At 72.8% G+C, this 16523-nt stretch carries 17 protein-coding genes, 1 tRNA gene and 1 pseudogene; 14 read left to right on the forward strand and 5 right to left on the reverse strand.

Annotated features, from left to right (window positions below):
- The 8 genes and pseudogenes from Ae331Ps2_RS33340 to Ae331Ps2_RS16860 form a co-directional block, all read left to right on the forward strand.
- On the forward strand, nucleotides 1–290 hold a 290-nt coding region (locus tag Ae331Ps2_RS33340), incomplete at its 5' end, for a transposase family protein (protein WP_305775546.1).
- 49 nt (nucleotides 291–339) lie between these two features.
- Nucleotides 340–1323, forward strand: coding sequence for a methyltransferase domain-containing protein (locus Ae331Ps2_RS16830; RefSeq protein WP_139318786.1), 984 nt, complete (start codon nucleotides 340–342; stop codon nucleotides 1321–1323).
- 206 nt (nucleotides 1324–1529) lie between these two features.
- A pseudogene (locus Ae331Ps2_RS33345) lies at nucleotides 1530–2075 on the forward strand (2-keto-4-pentenoate hydratase); the annotation flags it as partial.
- Nucleotides 2076–2212: 137 nt separating this feature from the next.
- Nucleotides 2213–3031, forward strand: coding sequence for a hypothetical protein (locus Ae331Ps2_RS16840; protein WP_249265593.1), 819 nt, complete (start codon nucleotides 2213–2215; stop codon nucleotides 3029–3031).
- Nucleotides 3028–4062 carry a 4-hydroxy-2-oxovalerate aldolase gene (gene dmpG / locus Ae331Ps2_RS16845; protein ID WP_020626708.1) on the forward strand — a complete coding sequence of 345 codons (1035 nt, stop codon included), beginning with the start codon at nucleotides 3028–3030 and terminating at the stop codon, nucleotides 4060–4062. The genes Ae331Ps2_RS16840 and dmpG overlap by 4 nt, the downstream gene beginning before the upstream one ends.
- Nucleotides 4062–4313, forward strand: coding sequence for an acyl carrier protein (locus Ae331Ps2_RS16850; protein ID WP_075307821.1), 252 nt, complete (start codon nucleotides 4062–4064; stop codon nucleotides 4311–4313). The genes dmpG and Ae331Ps2_RS16850 overlap by 1 nt, the downstream gene beginning before the upstream one ends.
- Nucleotides 4314–4317: 4 nt before the next feature.
- Complete coding sequence (locus Ae331Ps2_RS16855; RefSeq protein WP_075307819.1) at nucleotides 4318–5238, forward strand: LnmK family bifunctional acyltransferase/decarboxylase; 921 nt, start codon at nucleotides 4318–4320, stop codon at nucleotides 5236–5238.
- Between the two features lie 63 nt (nucleotides 5239–5301).
- Nucleotides 5302–6357 carry a Glu/Leu/Phe/Val dehydrogenase dimerization domain-containing protein gene (locus Ae331Ps2_RS16860; RefSeq protein WP_075307817.1) on the forward strand — a complete coding sequence of 352 codons (1056 nt, stop codon included), beginning with the start codon at nucleotides 5302–5304 and terminating at the stop codon, nucleotides 6355–6357.
- Nucleotides 6358–6370: 13 nt separating this feature from the next.
- Here Ae331Ps2_RS16860 and Ae331Ps2_RS16865 read toward each other — a convergent pair whose 3' ends face one another.
- Together Ae331Ps2_RS16865 and Ae331Ps2_RS16870 are read right to left on the reverse strand one after the other, a co-directional pair.
- Nucleotides 6371–6724, reverse strand: coding sequence for a nuclear transport factor 2 family protein (locus Ae331Ps2_RS16865; protein ID WP_075307815.1), 354 nt, complete (start codon nucleotides 6722–6724; stop codon nucleotides 6371–6373).
- Between the two features lie 318 nt (nucleotides 6725–7042).
- Nucleotides 7043–7127: transfer RNA gene (locus Ae331Ps2_RS16870), tRNA-Leu, on the reverse strand.
- A gap of 99 nt (nucleotides 7128–7226) precedes the next feature.
- On the opposite strand from Ae331Ps2_RS16870, the gene Ae331Ps2_RS16875 reads away from it, so the two are divergent.
- Nucleotides 7227–8558: a M20/M25/M40 family metallo-hydrolase gene (locus tag Ae331Ps2_RS16875; protein WP_075307813.1), complete on the forward strand. Its 1332-nt coding sequence runs from the start codon at nucleotides 7227–7229 to the stop codon at nucleotides 8556–8558.
- A gap of 51 nt (nucleotides 8559–8609) precedes the next feature.
- Nucleotides 8610–9380, forward strand: a complete 771-nt coding sequence (locus tag Ae331Ps2_RS16880; RefSeq protein ID WP_075312202.1) for an SDR family oxidoreductase — start codon at nucleotides 8610–8612, stop codon at nucleotides 9378–9380.
- A gap of 27 nt (nucleotides 9381–9407) precedes the next feature.
- On the opposite strand, the gene Ae331Ps2_RS16885 is transcribed toward Ae331Ps2_RS16880, so the two are convergent.
- Both Ae331Ps2_RS16885 and Ae331Ps2_RS16890 read right to left on the reverse strand, forming a co-directional pair.
- On the reverse strand, nucleotides 9408–9692 hold the full coding sequence (locus Ae331Ps2_RS16885; protein WP_062400830.1) for a DUF5703 family protein: 285 nt from the start codon (nucleotides 9690–9692) through the stop codon (nucleotides 9408–9410).
- Nucleotides 9693–9796: 104 nt separating this feature from the next.
- Nucleotides 9797–10744 (reverse strand): aldo/keto reductase, encoded by a 948-nt coding sequence (locus Ae331Ps2_RS16890; RefSeq protein ID WP_075307811.1) that lies wholly within the window; start codon nucleotides 10742–10744, stop codon nucleotides 9797–9799.
- 168 nt (nucleotides 10745–10912) lie between these two features.
- Between Ae331Ps2_RS16890 and Ae331Ps2_RS16895 the strand changes: the two genes are divergently transcribed.
- The 4 genes from Ae331Ps2_RS16895 (at nucleotide 10913) to Ae331Ps2_RS16910 (ending at nucleotide 14067) form a co-directional block, all read left to right on the forward strand.
- Nucleotides 10913–11734: an undecaprenyl-diphosphate phosphatase gene (locus Ae331Ps2_RS16895; protein ID WP_060710947.1), complete on the forward strand. Its 822-nt coding sequence runs from the start codon at nucleotides 10913–10915 to the stop codon at nucleotides 11732–11734.
- 30 nt (nucleotides 11735–11764) lie between these two features.
- On the forward strand, nucleotides 11765–12478 hold the full coding sequence (locus tag Ae331Ps2_RS16900; protein ID WP_075307809.1) for a histidine phosphatase family protein: 714 nt from the start codon (nucleotides 11765–11767) through the stop codon (nucleotides 12476–12478).
- Between the two features lie 96 nt (nucleotides 12479–12574).
- Complete coding sequence (locus Ae331Ps2_RS16905; RefSeq protein ID WP_075307807.1) at nucleotides 12575–13159, forward strand: DUF3090 domain-containing protein; 585 nt, start codon at nucleotides 12575–12577, stop codon at nucleotides 13157–13159.
- A 50-nt stretch (nucleotides 13160–13209) separates the two neighbouring features.
- A complete protein-coding gene (locus Ae331Ps2_RS16910; RefSeq protein ID WP_170918333.1) occupies nucleotides 13210–14067 on the forward strand; it encodes an SCO1664 family protein in 858 nt (285 codons plus the stop codon).
- Here Ae331Ps2_RS16910 and Ae331Ps2_RS16915 read toward each other — a convergent pair.
- A complete protein-coding gene (locus Ae331Ps2_RS16915) occupies nucleotides 14064–16355 on the reverse strand; it encodes a UvrD-helicase domain-containing protein (protein WP_249265592.1) in 2292 nt (763 codons plus the stop codon). The genes Ae331Ps2_RS16910 and Ae331Ps2_RS16915 overlap by 4 nt on opposite strands.
- Between the last annotated feature and the right edge of the window lie 168 nt (nucleotides 16356–16523).

Here is a 16523-nt window from a genome sequence, read left to right on the forward strand (position 1 = left end):
CCGCGTTCACCGACGACACCCACGCCGCGCTGGGCGACCTCGGCTACGAAGGCGAAGCCGACCGGCTCACCGTGCCCATCAAACCCGCCCCCGGCCGCGGGCAGACGGTCAACCAGCGCACCGTCAACACCCTGCACTCAGCCCTTCGTGCTCTGGCCGAACGCGGAAACGCCCTGCTCAAGACCACCTTCGCCGCGTTGCGGCGAGTCACGCTATGTCCCTGGCGCACCGGCGCGATCACCGCAGCTGCGCTCGTACTACTCCACACCGAGTACGACCGCACGACATGATCAACCCGCTACTGAGAACACCTCACTGTCCGACATGGGGAGACGACGAATGACCACGAATTCAGTCCGAGAAATCGCCGCCGATCTCGCGGCCGACGCCGCGCTCTTGGAGATCGCCGAGAACGTCGGCATCTCCACGCTGCTCGACGGGGAGGCCCCGTTCTCCCTGGCCGAGGTCACCGCGCTCGCCTCGGTCCCCGAGGCCGGGGCACGGTCCTTCCTCGGGGCGCTGGTCGCCGCCGGCCTGCTCGATCCCGCGGGCGAGGACAGCTTCACCCCGTGCGCCGACATGGCCGACCGGCGCTACGCCGCGGGCTACCTGTCCTGGTCGCTCACCGCGAATCGGCCCTACCTCGACCACGCGGCGGAGTTCCTGCGCGAACCCGACGCTGTGGCCGGCAGGTACAGCCGGGACGGGCGCAGCGTGGCGATCTCGTCGCGCTGGATCGGCTCGGCCGGCTTCTATCCCGGCCAGGTCGCGGAGATCCTCAGCCGCAAGCCGCAGCGCATCGTCGATCTCGGGTCCGGCGCGGGCGGGCTCCTGATCCAGCTGCTGACGGCGCTGCCGACCAGCACCGGCCTGGCCCTGGACATGAGCGCGGGCGCCTGCGAAGCGGCCGAGCAGGCCGCGGAGCTGGCCGGGGTGAGCGACCGGCTCACGATGGTCAACCGGCCCATCGAGTCGCTGCTGGAGCACCCGGAGCCGGTGCAGGGCGCCGACGTCGTCCACGCCGGGTTCGTCATGCACGACACCGCGGCGCAGCCGGAGGTGCTCGAGGGGATCCTGCGCACCTGCCGCGAGGGCCTCGCCGAGGGTGGGAGCGTCATCGTCACCGACTGCGTCCCGTACGCCCAGGATCCGCGGGAACGCGCCTTCAGCGCGCTGTTCACCTACCTGCACGCCGCATCCATGGAGGTGAACCTCCCGACCGAGACCGAGTGGCGCGCGGCGTTCACCCGTGCCGGGTTCGGCGACGTGACGCTCACCCCGCTGCCGATGCCGGGCAGCCGCCTGATCATCGCGAGCCGATGATCGCGCCCGACGCGCGCAGCCGCGCCGAGATCCTGTACGAGGCCCGCGCGACGCAACAGCCGGTCGCCCCGTTCACCGACAACGACCCGACCCTGGGCGCGGCCGAGGGCTACGCCGTCCAGCGGGAGCTGACGGCGTTGCTGCTGGCCGACGGCGACAGCGTCGTCGGCTACAAGGCGGGGCTCACCTCGGCTCCGATGCAGGAGATGTTCGGGGTCGACACCCCCGACTTCGCCCCGGTGTTCGGCTCCACCCTCCACGCGGACGGCGCCGTCCTCGACCGCGGCAGGTTCATCGCGCCCAAGGTGGAGGCGGAGATCGTGTTCCGGCTGGCGTCGCCGCTGACCGGGCCCGGCGTCGGCGTCGAGCAGGCGCGCGGCGCGATCGGTGAGGTCGCGGCCGGGCTGGAGATCGTCGACTCCCGGATCGTGGACTGGCGCATCCGCCTGGCCGACACGATCGCCGATCTCGCCTCCAACGGGGCGGCCGTGCTGGGCTCCTGGGCGGAGGCCACGTCCGGCACCGACTACCGACGACTCGGTGTCACGTTCCGCCGCAACGGCGAGGTGGTGGCGAGCGGGAACGGCGCCGCCGCACTCGGCGACCCGGTCGCGGTCGTCGCGTGGCTCGCCAACGTGTTCGGCGAGCACGGGATCACCCTCGAAGCCGGGCACCTGGTCATGACCGGCGCGCTGCACGCCGCGGTCCCGCTGGAGCACGGCGACACCTGCACCGCCGAGTTCGACCAGCTCGGCGCGATCACCGTCCACGCGGGACGGGCCGTCCCACCGGATGAGAAGAGGGGGATTCCCCGATGGAGCGAACAGGCGGGCTCTCCACAGCAGTGCTCGGCGCCGGGCTCATCGGTGTCGACCTGGCCGACAAGATCATGCACTCGGATGTGCTGGACCTGGCCCTGGTCGTGGGCCGCGACGGAGCCAACGCCGGCCTCCGCCAGGCCGCCCGGCTCGGCATGCCGATCGCGGACCGCGGCATCTCCTCGATCATCGAGGTGGACGAGCCCTTCGACGTCGTCTTCGACGCCACCAACGCCGTCGCGCACACCGAGCACGCCGAACGGCTCGCGCCCTTCGACACGATGCTGGTCGACCTGACCCCGAGCCGAGCCGGGCGGATGGTCGTCCCGACCGTGAACGGGGCGAGCGCGGCGGGCCTGCGCGACATCAGCATGGTCACCTGCGGCGGGCAGGCCGCGATCCCGGTGCTGCACGCGATCACCGCGGAACACCGCGTCGACTACGTCGAAGTGGTCACCACGGCCGCGACGCTCAGCGTCGGTCACGGCACGCGCATCAACCTCGACGAGTACGTCGACACCACCCAGGACGCCGTCCGCACCTTCACCGGCGTCGGCGACGTGAAGGCGATCCTCAACATCAGCCCGGCCCGGCCCCCGGCGACCTTCCGGGTGGCCATGTCCATGCTGGGCTCGGGCTTCCGCGAGGACTCGGTCCGAGACCTCGCCGAGGGCGTGGCCAAGGAACTGCGCGGGTTCGTCGGCGGGTTCGTCGTGTCGGCGTGCTCGGTGCAGGACGAGCGGGCGTTCGTCGCCGTCGAGGTCACGGCCTCCGGCGAACGGCTCCCGCGCTACGCGGGCAATCTCGACATCATCAACTCCGCCGCGCTCAGCATCGCCGAGCGATGTGCGGACGACCGGCGGTCGATCGCCGAGGCGGAGGCGTCATGAGTGCGGCACCGGCACGAACGATCCAGATCCACGACCCGACGTTGCGCGACGGCCACCACGCGGTTCGCCACCAGCTCGACGCGCAGCAGCTCCGGGGGTATGCCGAGGCGGCGAACGCAGCCGGGGTGCCCGTCGTCGAGGTCGGGCACGGCAACGGCCTGGGCGCGTCGTCGCTGCAGGTCGGACGGGCCCTGCTGAGCGACGACGAGATGCTCGCGACCGTCCGGGAGGCGCTCACCACCAGCAAGATGGCGGTGTTCATGCTGCCGGGCTGGGGCACCGTGCGCGATCTCGACGACGCCGTCGCGCACGGTGTCGATCTCGTGCGCATCGGCACCCACTGCACCGAGGGCGATCTCGCCGAACGCCACCTCGAGCACCTGCGCGAGCGCGGCGTGGAGGCACACGCCGTGCTCCTGATGAGCCACATGGCCACCCCGGAGGGCCTCGCCGAGGAGTGCGCCCGGCTGGTCGGGTTCGGCGCCACCGGAGTCGGGATCATGGACTCGTCGGGGCACTACCTGCCCGGCGACGTCACGGAGCGGATCACGGCCATGTGCGCCGCGGTCGACGTTCCGGTGATGTTCCACGGGCACAACAACCTCGGCATGGCCGTGGCGAACTCGGTGGCCGCGGCCGAGGCCGGCGCGTCGATCCTGGACGCGTGCGCCCGCGGTTTCGGCGCCGGCGCCGGCAACACCCAGCTCGAGGTGCTCGTGCCCGTCCTGGACCGGATCGGGTTCGACACCGGCATCGATCTCTACAAGCTCCTCGACGCCGCCGACCTCGCCGAACGCGAACTCATGACCGCGCCGCCGGCCGTCGACTCGGTCGCGATCGTGAGCGGGCTCGCCGGAGTGTTCTCCGGGTTCAAGACCCGCGTGATCGAGGTGTCGGCCCGTGAGGGCGTCGATCCGCGCGATGTGTTCTTCGCCCTGGGCCGGCTCCAGGCGGTCGCCGGTCAGGAGGACCTGATCGTCGACGTCGCCCAGACGATGGCCCGTGCCGCCGCAGAGAAAGTGAGTGCGTGATGATCTCGACCTACTCGGTCCTCACCGAGATCCTGGTGGACGAGTTCCAGCTCTGTGCCGAGGACCTGAGCGCGGATGCGCGGTGCGGCGAGGTGGGGCTGGACTCCTTGACCGCCGCCGAGCTCGCAGGACTGCTGCGCAGCCGCCTGGGCGTCGAGGTCCAGGACTACGAGCGGCTGGAGCTGCCCACGCTCGGCGACGTCGCCGCGCTGGTGGAGACGCGCCTGCCGGCCGACCAGCGGCAGGGCTGAGGCCGTGCAGACGGTCAACACGCTGGCCCGCCGGGTGATCGTCTCGCCGGGGATGTGCAGCGGCGGCTCGCTCGTGTTCGGCGAGGTGGGGGACTGGACGTGGGAGGCCGTGGCCGCGGCGTGCCGCACCAACGTGCATGCCGCCCGTACCGCGACCGGCGACCCGGCCTACCTGTCGTTCTACTACTACCGGGTCCGCGGCGGGAAGGTCGTCCACCCGCACGGGCTCGCGTTCGGCGACGAGCTCGACCTGACCTCGCGGGTGTTCCAGTTCGGCAGCCAGTCGACGTTGACGCTGCACGTGCTGGCGCCCGCGGGCCTCGACCGGGCCGACGTGCCGCTGGAACCGGAGGAGTTCTACGAGAACCCGCACCCGGACTGCATGTACGTGGAGAACTGGAACCGCTGGATCGCGCGCACCCGGCCGGGGACCAACGCCGATCTGGCCACCACGGCGCCGCCCGACTTCGAGTTCGCCGACCTGCCGCGCATCCCGAACCGGTTCTCCCCGCGCGGCGTCGTCGGACGGGCGCGGGAGGCGGGCACGTTCTGCACCGACCCACCACCGGGCTTCGTCGCCGGTCCCACCACCAGCCACACCTACCCGCTCGACACGGTGCGCGACGTCAACGGCGCCGGGCTGGTCTACTTCGCGTCCTACTTCGCCATCTTCGACACCGCCCTGCTGCGCCTGTGGCGCGAGCTCGGCCGCGACGACGCGCGGTTCCTGGAGCGCCGCGTGGTCGACCAGAAGATGGGCTACTTCGGCAACGCCGACCTGGGTGCGGTGTTCACCGTGAACGTCCGCCGATGGACCAGCGAGACACGGCCGGAGGTCGAGATCGCCGACCTGAGCCTGCACGACTCGACGACGGGCAAGCTGCTTGCGGCCACGTCGATCGAGGCGGAGGTGGCGGCCGGCTGAAAGGGTCCACTTCGGCTGCGGGTGGCCATTTCCGAACCTGGTCGACGCGGCCAGAGTTGCTCCATGAACCTGTTCGACACGATGGCAGCGATGGAACACGAGCAGGTGGTCTTCTGCTCGGACCCGAACAGTGGCCTCCGTTCCATCATCGTGGTGCACAATACGGCCCTGGGACCCGGCATCGGCGGAGTGCGGATGTGGCCGTATCCCGACGAGCAGACGGCGCTCGACGACGTCCTGCGTCTTTCCCAGGGAATGACGTACAAGGCGGCGATCGCCGGTGTGAACTTCGGCGGCGCGAAGAGCGTCATCATCGGTGATCCGGCACGGCACAAGACCGAGGCGCTCCTGCGCGCGCACGGGCGTTTCGTGCAGAGCCTCGCCGGCCGCTACATCCCCGGCGTCGACGTCGGCACCAGCCAAGCGGACATGGACGTGCTCGCCGTCGAGGCCAAGCGCGTCTTCTCCGGCACTCAGGACCCGTCGCCGCTGACGGCGCTGGGGGTGCTGGAGTCGATCCGCGCCGCCGTCGAGTTCGTCGACGGGTCCCCGGTGCTGGAGGGACGCCGCATCGCCGTGCAGGGCGCGGGCCACGTCGGCGAGCCGCTGATCAGGCACCTCACTCAGGAGGGCGCGAAGCTCGTCATCTCCGACGTCGACCGCACGAAGGTCGAACGACTGGCCGTCGATCTGCCCGTCGAGGTCGTCGATCCGGACGAGATCCTGGGCGTCGACTGCGACGTGTTCGCCCCCTGCGCGCTCGGTGCGGTCGTCGACGACGCCTCGATCCCGGCACTACGCTGCCGCATCGTCGCAGGTGGGGCCAACAACGTGCTCGCCGAGCCGCGGCACGCGGTGGCCCTGGCCGATGCCGGCATCCTGTACGTGCCCGACTACGTGGCCAACGCCGGTGGCCTGCTGCTCTACGTGGGCAACTGGCTGGGGAACGACCCCGAGCAGACCCGTGCGACGGTGCTGCGGATCGGTCGTACCACCGGCGAGATCCTGGCCGCGGCCCGCGCCGACGGCATCGACACGGCGACGGCGGCCGAGCAGCTCGCGAAGCGGCGCATCGAGGCGCTGCGCCACGTCGGCCCGCCGCTGGTCTCCCAGGCCTGACGGGGCGGTGCTGTCAGACCGCAGGCACGAAGAAGTGGCTGCGGCGCACCTTGATCGCACCGTCCTCGAGCAGGTAGATGTCGGCGAACCCGAGGGTGACGGGTTCGCCGTCGTTGCGCACGGCCTCGATCCGGCCCCACGCGGCCGCTCGTTCCTCCTCGACGATCGCGCCGTCGAGGGTGTGGCGCCCCTTCGCGATGACCCGTTCTTCGCGGTAGAAACGCATGATGCGATCGCGGCCGACGAACGGATCGTATCTGGGCCGCTCGTAGACCATCTCGGGATGGAAGAACTCCGACAGCTCGTCCCAATTCCGGGTGTCGATGGCCGCGAACATTCCAGCGACCCGGTCACCGTGTGCGCCCATGGCTGAAATGTAAATGTGCGGCGACCGCAGTAGAAGCCCCGATCGGCACACGTCGCTACCCCGAAAGTCACATGCCGCGGACGACGGGAGGGCAATGGTCGTGGCCGCTGCCCCGGTCGGCCGCGTGGTGAGGGGGAGTGGCACGCGCAGTGAGGTGCCGTGACGCGATGCGACCGCAACGGCTGCCGGGGCCAGCAGCGGCGTGACGGGCCCGGCGCCCACTGGATCCGGCGGCACCTGGCGGCCCGGCCCCCGCAATGGGGTCGGAGTGCCGTCCACCACCGGTGCGCCAGGTGTGGCGCGAAAGCCGTGAAACTGTGTCCGAGGGGGGACTTGAACCCCCACCCCCTTATACGGGGACTAGCACCTCAAGCTAGCGCGTCTGCCATTCCGCCACTCGGACGTCGCGATCTCTCGATCGCGTCGTGGGGGAAGCATAGCCGAGGCCGGCGACCGGGTTGCGGCGGGGTCGGTACGGGCACCCGGTGGTAGAACGACGCCCATGACCGCTCCAGCGAACGACCACCCGACCAGCGCCGAGGACGAGGTCGTGCAGCTGTGTTCCGAGCTGATCCGGATCGACACGACCAACACCGGCGACCCCGAGACCCTGGCCGGTGAGGCCGAGGCCGCCGACTACGTGGCGGACAAGCTGCGCGAGGTCGGCTACGACGTCGAGCTCGTCGAGTCCGGCATGTCGAAGCGGATGAACGTGATCGCCCGGCTGGAGGGCTCCGACCGCACCCGCGGCGCGCTGCTGATGCACGGCCACCTCGACGTCGTCCCCGCGGACGCCAGCGAGTGGTCGGTGCACCCGTTCTCCGGCGCGGTCCAGGACGGCTACGTCTGGGGCCGCGGCGCCGTCGACATGAAGGACATGGACGCGATGATGCTGGCGGTCGCCCGCCGCTTCAAGCGTGAGGGCGTCGTCCCGCCGCGGGACATCGTGTGGGCCTTCGTCGCCGACGAGGAGGCCGGCGGGAAGTGGGGCGCGCAGTGGCTGGTGGAGAACCGGCCGGAGCTGTTCGAAGGCTGCACCGAGGCCGTCGGTGAGGTCGGCGGGTTCTCCCTGACCCTCGGTGAGGACCAGCGGGCGTACCTGATCGAGGCCGCGGAGAAGGGCATCGCCTGGATGCGGCTGCGGGCCAAGGGCAAGCCCGGCCACGGCTCGTTCCTGCACGACGACAACGCCGTCACCATCCTCGCCGAGGCCGTCGCCCGGCTGGGGAACCACACGTTCCCACTCACGATCACCGACACGGTGCGGGCGTTCCTGGACCGGATGACCGAGCTGACCGGCGTCGAGTACCCGGAGGACGACCTCGAGGGCGCCCTGGCCAAGCTCGGGCCGATCTCGCGGATCATCGGCGCGACCGTCCGGGACACCGCGAACCCGACGATGCTCAGCGCCGGGTACAAGGCCAACGTCATCCCGTCGACGGCGGAGGCGGTCGTCGACTGCCGGGTGCTGCCGGGCCGCGAGGAGGCGTTCCTGCGCGAGGTCGACGAGCTGCTCGGCCCGGACGTCGAGCGCGAGTGGGTCACCGACCTGCCCGCCGTCGAGACGCCCTTCGAGGGCGCGCTGCCCGACGCGATGCAGGCCGCGCTGCGCACCGAGGACCCGACCGCCGAGATCGTCCCCTACATGCTGTCCGGGGGAACCGACGCGAAGGCGTTCTCGACGCTGGGCATGAAGTGCTACGGCTTCGCGCCGCTGCGGCTGCCCCCGGAGCTGGACTTCGCGTCGCTGTTCCACGGCATCGACGAGCGGGTGCCGGTGGACGCGCTGACGTTCGGCACCCGGGTGCTCGACCGCTTCCTGCGGACCGTCTGACCTCCGCCCGGCGCCGTGACGTACCCGGCCCGCGGGTGGCAGGGTGGCGGCATGGATCTCTCGGGCAAGGTCGCCCTGGTCACCGGGGGCGCGTCGGGCATCGGCGCGGCCGCGGTGGACCGGCTGGTGGCGGCGGGTGCGCAGGTGGTCGTCGTCGACCGGGACGCCGATGGCGCCGCGGCCGTCGCGGAGAAGGCGGGCGGGCTGGCGTTCCCGGCCGACGTCACCGACCCGACGGCGCTGCCCGCCGCGGTGGCCGCGGCGGAGGAGCGGTTCGGGCGGCTCGACGTCGTGCTGCTCAACGCCGGCGTCACCGCGGGCCAGTCCGGCGTCACCGATCTCGACCTGGACGGCTACCGGCGCATCCTCGGGGTGAACCTCGACCACGTGGTGTTCGGGCTCACCGCGGCCGTCCCGGCACTGCGGCGCGCCGGGGGCGGGCACGTGGTGGCGACCGCGTCGCTGGCCGGGCTGATCGGCCTGCCCGGCGACGCGCTCTACACCGCGACCAAGCACGCCGTCGTCGGCTACGTCCGGGCGGCGGGCCCGGCGCTGGCGGGGGAGGGCATCCGGGTCACCGCGGTGTGTCCCGGGTTCGCCGACACCCCGCTGATCGGCAACGTCCGCGCCCAGTTCGGCGACTTCCCGCTGCTGAGGGCCGACGACGTCGCCGCGGCGATCGAGCAGATGATCGAGCGCGGTGAGCCGGGGGAGTGCTGGTACGTCCAGCCCGGTCGCGAGCCCGCGCCCTACGGGTTCCGCGGGGTGCCCAGCCCGCGCGGGGCCGGCACACCGCCGGAGGTCGGCTGGCAGGACGCCTGATCCTTACGGCGGGCGAACGCCGGGCCGTCAGAAGGTGGGCTCGGGCAGCAGGCCCTGCTGGGCGCCCAGCCGTCGTCGCAGCACGATCTTGCGCACGCCGCCGGGGTAGAGACGCAGCCGGGACAGCTCCCAGCCGGAGAACTCGGCCTGGATCGCCAGCCGGACCGACGCCGTGAGCCGGGAGACGTCCCCCTCGATGCGCACCGGGCGGTACTCGTACCGGTCGTCGGTCCAGCCGTCGCCGTCCCGAGTCCCGGCCACCCGATTCCCGGCGGCGGAGTCCTCCGACCCGTTCCCAGCGCCCTCGGTCATGCGTGCCTCCCGGTCGTGCCGTGCTCGTCGGTGCCCACCGGGTGAACGGTGGGTGTCGCGTCGGGCATTCCCACTGTAAGGGGCACCAGGGCCGGCGGGGAGGCTCAGACGGGATCGCTCACGTCGTCCAGCGCGGTGCGGATCTCGGCGGGCAGCACCAGGTCCTCGGCCGCGAGCGAGGCCCGCAGCTGGGCCGCGTCCCGCGCCCCGACGACGGCCGAGGCCACCCCCGGACGGTCCCGCACCCAGGTCAGCGCCACCGACAGCGGCGAGGTCCCGAGCCCGTCGGCGGCGGTGAGGACCGACTGCACGATCCGCGCCGAGTGCTCGGTGCGGCGCGCCTCCACGTACGACGCCAGCAGCGCACTCGCGCCCCGCGAGTCCGCCGGTGTGCCGTCGGTGTACTTGCCCGTCAGCACGCCCCGGCCGAGCGGGGCCCAGGCCAGCAGCCCGAGGCCGTGGTGCCGGGCGGCGGGCAGGAGCTCGGCCTCCGGCTCCCGGGCGAGCAGCGAGTACTCCACCTGCGCCGACACCGGGCGGCAGACGGCCGGGTCGGGCCCGGCCGTGGCGCTGCCCGCGACCGTGGCCAGCTGCCAGCCCGCCGGGGCGACCAGCCCGGCGTAGCGGACCCGTCCGGAGTAGACGGCGACCTGCACGGCGGACAGCGTCTCGTCCAGCGGCACCCGGGGATCCCAGCCGGGGAACTGCCACAGGTCCAGGTGCTCGGTGCCCAGCCGGCGCAGCGTGCGGTCCAGTGAGCGCAGCAGCGCGGTCCGCGAGGCCCGCTCACCGGTGTCGGGGGTCGCCGTGCCGCGCCCGGCGAGGACGATGTCGTCGCGACGCACGGTGCCCCGCAGCAGCCCGCCGAGGACCTGCTGGGCGGCGCCGCCGCCGTAGTCCTCGGCGGTCTCGACGAATGTCCCGCCGGCGTCGACGAACGCCCGCAGCTGGTCCGCCGCGTCGGCGGGGCAGGTGTCCTCTCCCCAGGTCATCGTGCCCAGGCCGACCCGCGACACCTCGAGGCCGCTGCTGCCCACCGGTCTGCGTTGCACGGTCGCCGAGCCTAGGCGCGCGGGCCCGCCGGACCGGTGAGGGCGCGCAGAGTGACGCCCGTCTCGGCGAGTACGGTGACGGCCCGTGATCACCCAGGAGTCGAGCCACCAGGGCCGGACGACCCCCGACCGGGACACCACCGCCCGTGGCCGCGACGGGAGCCGGTCGTGAGCTGGATCGAGGTCGTCGTCCTCGGGATCGTCCAGGGGCTCACCGAGTTCCTCCCGGTGTCCTCCTCGGCCCACCTGCGGATCGTCTCGGCGGTCGGATTCGGCCGGGACCCGGGCGCGGCGTTCACCGCCGTCACCCAGATCGGCACCGAGGCGGCGGTGATCGTCTACTTCGCCAAGGACATCTGGCACCTGTTCATCACCTGGGTGCGCGGGTTCGGCAACGCGGAGGTCCGCGCCACCGACGACTACCGGCTGGCCTGGCTGGTCATCATCGGCTCGGTCCCGATCGCGGTGCTGGGGGTGCTGTTCAAGGACCAGATCGAGGGCGTCGCCCGGAACCTGTGGCTGGTCGCGGTCATGCTGATCGTGTTCGGTGCCCTGCTCGGGCTGGCCGAGCGCTTCGGCTCGCAGGTCAAGCCGATGGAGAAGATCACCTGGCGGGACGGTGTCCTGCTCGGTCTCGCCCAGGCCATGGCGCTGATCCCGGGTGTCTCGCGGTCCGGCGGCACGATCACCGCCGGCCTGTTCCTGGGCCTGACCCGGCCCGCGATCGCGCGGTACTCGTTCCTGCTGGCGATCCCGTCGGTGTTCGGGGCCGGCCTGTTCACCCTGCCCGACGTGTTCGCCGGCGACGGCCCGTCCGGACCGCAGATGCTGGTGGCGGTGGTGGTCGCGTTCGTCGTCGGCTACGCGGTGATCGCCTGGCTGCTCCGGTTCGTGCAGAACAACACCGTCTACGTGTTCGTCGCCTACCGGATCGCGCTCGGTGTCGCCCTGCTCGCCGCCCTGTCGCTCGGCGCGGTCAGCGCGTACTGACCGGCGCCGCGCCGCGTAGCCTCGGTCGGCGTGACGACCTTGATCCTCCTGCGGCACGGCCGGTCCACCGCGAACACCGCGGGCGTGCTGGCCGGGCGCACCCCGGGCGTGGAGCTCGACGACCGCGGATGGGAGCAGGCCGCGGCCGTCGTCGACCGCCTCGCGGCCCTCCCGATCGCCTCGGTCGTGACCTCCCCGATGGAGCGGTGCCGCCAGACCGTCGCGCCGCTCGCGGCGGCCCGCGGGCTGGAACCGGTCGTCGAGGACGACCTGGCCGAGGTCGACTACGGCACGTGGACCGGGCAGAAGATCACCGACCTGCTGAAGGAGGATCTCTGGAAGGTCGTCCAGGCGCACCCGTCGGCCGCGACCTTCCCCGGCGGCGAGTCCCTGGCCGGGATGCAGGCCCGCTCGGTCGCAGCGATCCGCCGGCACGTCGCCCGGGTCCGCGCCGAGCACGGGGAGGACGCGATCCTGCTGGCCTGCAGCCACGGCGACGTGATCAAGGCCGTCCTCGCCGACGCGCTGGCCACCCACCTCGACAACTTCCAGCGGATCGTCGTCGACACCTGCTCGGTGAGTGTCGTCACCTACACCGAGCTGCGGCCGTTCGTCGCGCGGATGAACGAGCAGTCCGGCGACGTCGCGAGCCTGATCCCCAAGCCGAAGCCGAAGCCCGCCGACGGCGAGGAGCAGCCGGTGAGCGCCTCCGACGCCGTGGTCGGGGGATCCACCAACGCCTGAGGCGGAGTGATCCACCTCGCATCGCCGCGATGACGGCACCCGCGGGTGACCGCGGGGATGCCCCCGGAGCCGGATACGCCTACCCTGGGAAGGGTCATGGCACGCGTCATCCACGTCTTCCGCCGACCCGACCGCTTCGTGGCCGGGACCGTCGGCGAGCCCGGCGATCGCGCCTTCTACCTGCAGGCGATCGAGAGCAGCCGCACGATCAGCGTCCTGCTGGAGAAACAGCAGGTCTCGGTGCTGGCCGAACGCATCACGGCGCTGCTCGGCGAGGTGTCCAAGCGCTTCGGCGAGGACAACCTCCTCGGCGCGACGGTGGCCACCGGCTCGTGGGACAACGACCCGCTCGCGGTCCCGCTGGAGGAGGAGTTCCGGGTCGGGACCATGGGTCTGGGCTGGGACGCGGACTCGAGCTCGATCGTCGTCGAGCTGCTCGCGGTGACCGAGGAGGAGATCGACGAGTCGGTCGTCCTCGACGACACCGAGGAGGGCCCGGACGCGCTGCGCGTGTTCCTGTCCCCGACCGCGGCGAAGTCCTTCGCCGAGCGCGCCGAGAAGGTCGTCGACGCCGGCCGAGCGCCGTGCCCGCTGTGCGCCGAGCCGCTCGACCCGGAGGGCCACGTCTGCGTGCGCCTCAACGGCTACCACGACCGCAACCCCGTGGCCGGGACGGAGTGACGCTCGACCTGCGCGATCCGGCCGTCCCGGAGATCCTCCTGCGCGGCCGCATGGAGATCACCGGCCGGATGGTCGACGCCTCCAACGCCACCCTGTTCGGCACCGTCTCGCTCGACGGGGTCGACCTGCGCTGCGTGTACAAGCCGGTGCGCGGCGAGCGTCCGCTGTGGGACTTCCCCGACGGCACGCTCGCCGGTCGCGAGGTCGGCGCGTACCTCGTCTCGCAGGTCTCCGGGCTCGACGTCGTGCCGCCGACGGTGCTGCGCGAGCAGGCCCCGTTCGGTACCGGCATGGTGCAGGCCTGGGTCTGCTCCGGCGACGAGAGCGCTCTGTCCGAGCCCCCCGGCGACGGCACGGACGGCGACACGGACGACGGCACGGACGGCGAGCAGGCCGGCGACATCACCGAGGAGACCATCCAGCTCGCCACCGAGTCGCTGGTCGAGCTGTGCGAACCGCACGAGATCCCGAGCGGCTGGCTGCCCGTGCTCCGTGCCCGTGACGGCGCCGGGGACCCGGTCGTGCTCGTCCACGCCGACCACCCGCAGCTGCGGGCGATGGCGCTGTTCGACGTCGTCGTCAACAACGCCGACCGCAAGGGCGGGCACGTGATCCTCGCCGGTGACGGCGGGGTCTACGGCGTGGACCACGGCCTCACCCTGCACAGCGAGCCGAAGCTGCGCACCGTCCTGTGGGGCTGGGTCGGCGACGAGCTCGGCGAGGAGCACCTGGCCGCCCTCAAGGAGCTGCGCGCCCGGCTGGCGGACTCGTTCGCCGACGTCCTCGGCGAGCACGTCACCCGCCGCGAGGTCGCGGCGCTGCGCTCCCGGATCGACCACCTGCTCGCCGAACCGTGCTTCCCCGGGCCGGACGGCTACGGCCCGGCCATCCCCTGGCCCGCCTTCTAGCCCGCCACCTCCAGGATGCCGAGGCGCTGCGTCGCGCGGGTCATCGCGACGTAGAGGTCCGCCGGGTCGGCCGCCCGGATCCGCTCCGGGTCGACGATCACCACGGCGTCGAACTCCAGGCCCTTCGACGCCGCCGGGGTGAGCACCGGCACGTCCCGCGCACCGAGGTCGGTCCCGGCCGGGGCGATCACCGCGACCGTGCCGCGCCCGGCACGGGCCCGCTCGTCGGCGACGGCGGCGTGCACCGCGTCGGCCAGCCCGGCGGCGGTGACGGTGCGGGTCCACGGCGGCTCGCCGGTGCTGCGCACCGACTCCGGCGGGCGACGGTCCGGGGCGTAGGTCGCCAGCACCTCCGCGGCGGCGTCCATGATCTCCGACGGCGTCCGGTAGTTCACCGTCAGCGTGCGGTGCGTCCAGCGCCCGGCCAGGTGCGGGGCGAGCACGTCGTCCCAGGCCCGGGCGCCGGCCGGGGCACTGCGCTGGGCGAGGTCGCCGACCGCGGTGATCGACCGCGACGGGCAGCGGCGCAGCAGCACGTGCCAGTCCATCGGGGACAGCTCCTGCGCCTCGTCGACGACGAGGTGCCCGTAGCGCCAGTCCCGGTCGCCCGCCGCGCGCTCGGCCACCGTCATCGGCACCCCGGCGACGTGCCGGCTCGCCAGCATGTCCGCGGTCACGAAGTCGGTGGGCCGCAGCTCGTCGGGGTCCTCCCCGGCGAGGGTCCGGTCCGCGGAGTCCAGCACGGTCAGGACCTCGGCGGCGTAGGCGGCGTCCGGCCCGGGGGCTGTGGCGGGGGAGTCCTCGGGTACCGGGCCGAGCAGCTCGGCGAGCTCGTCGAGCAGCGGGGCGTCGGCCACCGTCCACGGTGTCCCCGGCGGGCGGCGCAGCGCGGACAGGTCCCGTCCGTCGCCCGCGGTGGCCAGCCGGTCCGGGTCGGCGTAGAGCTCGGCCAGCGCCCGCTGCGGGGTCAGCACCGGCCACAGTGACTCGACGGCGGCGTGGAACCGCGGGTCGGTCCGCACGCCGTCGCGCATCTCGGCCGACACCTCGGCCGCCCCGGCGGGCTCGATCTCCGGGATGTTCAGCCCCGCCAGCAGCTCCGCGAGCTCCGGCGGGTCCTCCAGCCCGACCTCCAGCCGCTCCAGACCCTGGTCGACGAGCAGCCGCCCCAGGGTGTCGCGGAAGGTCGTGCGGGCCTCGTTGTGCGGACGGCCGGTGGCGCGGGCGCGGCGGCGCGCCTCGGCGGCCAGGGCCGTGTCGATCTCGACGGTGACGTCGTCCATCTCGATCGTGATCGGCCGCCCGGGCAGCTCCTGGCGGTCGTCGACGGCCCGGCGCAGCACGTCGATCATCGCCAGGTCGCCCTTGAGCCGGGCCGTCTCCGGCGGGTCGGTCGCCTCCGCGACGACGCCGTGCGCGAGGCGTCCCGGGGTGGTGAACACGACCGCGGACTCGCCGAGTGCGGGGAGCACGCCGCCGACGTAGTGCACGAACCCCGCACTCGGCCCGACGACGAGCACGCCGCTGCGGGCGAGCCGGTCGCGGTGGGTGTAGAGCAGGTACGCGATCCGGTGGAGCGCGACGGCCGTCTTGCCCGTCCCGGGGCCGCCCTCGATCACGACGGTGCCCGACAGCGGCAGCCGGATGATCTCGTCCTGTTCGGACTGGATCGTGGTGACGATGTCGCGCATCCGGTCCCCGCGCGGCGCGGTGAGCGCGGCGAGCAGTGCCGGGTCCGACGCCGACGCGGGGTCGGCGTCGACCGGGACCGCACCGGTGAGCAGGTCGTCGTGGTACGCGGTGACCCGCTCGTGCGGTGCGGTGCCCGCGACCTCGTAGTGCCGGCGCCGGGTCACCCCCAGGGGCGAGACCGGGGTGGCGCAGTAGAACGGCCGCGCGGCGGGTGCCCGCCAGTCGACCAGGGCGCTCTCGCCGTCGGCGGGGTCGGTCAGCCCGATCCGGCCGACCCGGATCGGGTCGGCGCCGTCGGCGTGGTCGAGCCGCCCGAAGCACAGGCCGGAGCGGGCGGCGGTGAGCGCACGCACCCGCTCCTGCCAGCGGTGCACCGAGACGTCGCGTTCCCAACGGGCGCTGAGCTCCTCGCCGGCCCGGGTGGCCTGGGCGCCGCGGGAGCGTTCGGTGGCCGCGGTGAGCTCGTCGTCGAGCAGGGCGTGCAGCCGGCGGAGCCGGTCGGTCTCGGCGGCGAGTTCGGCCTCGTACGGGGAGCGCGGACTTGACGGGCGGGGGGCTGGTGTGTCCTTGCCCCTCGTGTTATGATGAACGTGCACGGATGTGTTCTCGGATTCGAAGCGCACCCCATAGGTTAGCGCGTCTCCGCCCTCCTGTGCACCTTTCTCGCGCGATGGTCGTGTACCAGCGCTGCGGTTGCCGTCAGCGCCGCCCCGGCGGGCGCGGTCGGGGGAGCCCGACCCCATCGGCGGGGCGGGTTACGGTCA

Origin of the sequence: Pseudonocardia sp. Ae331_Ps2 (genome assembly GCF_001932405.1) — a bacterium.
In the GTDB taxonomy this organism is placed as follows: domain Bacteria; phylum Actinomycetota; class Actinomycetes; order Mycobacteriales; family Pseudonocardiaceae; genus Pseudonocardia.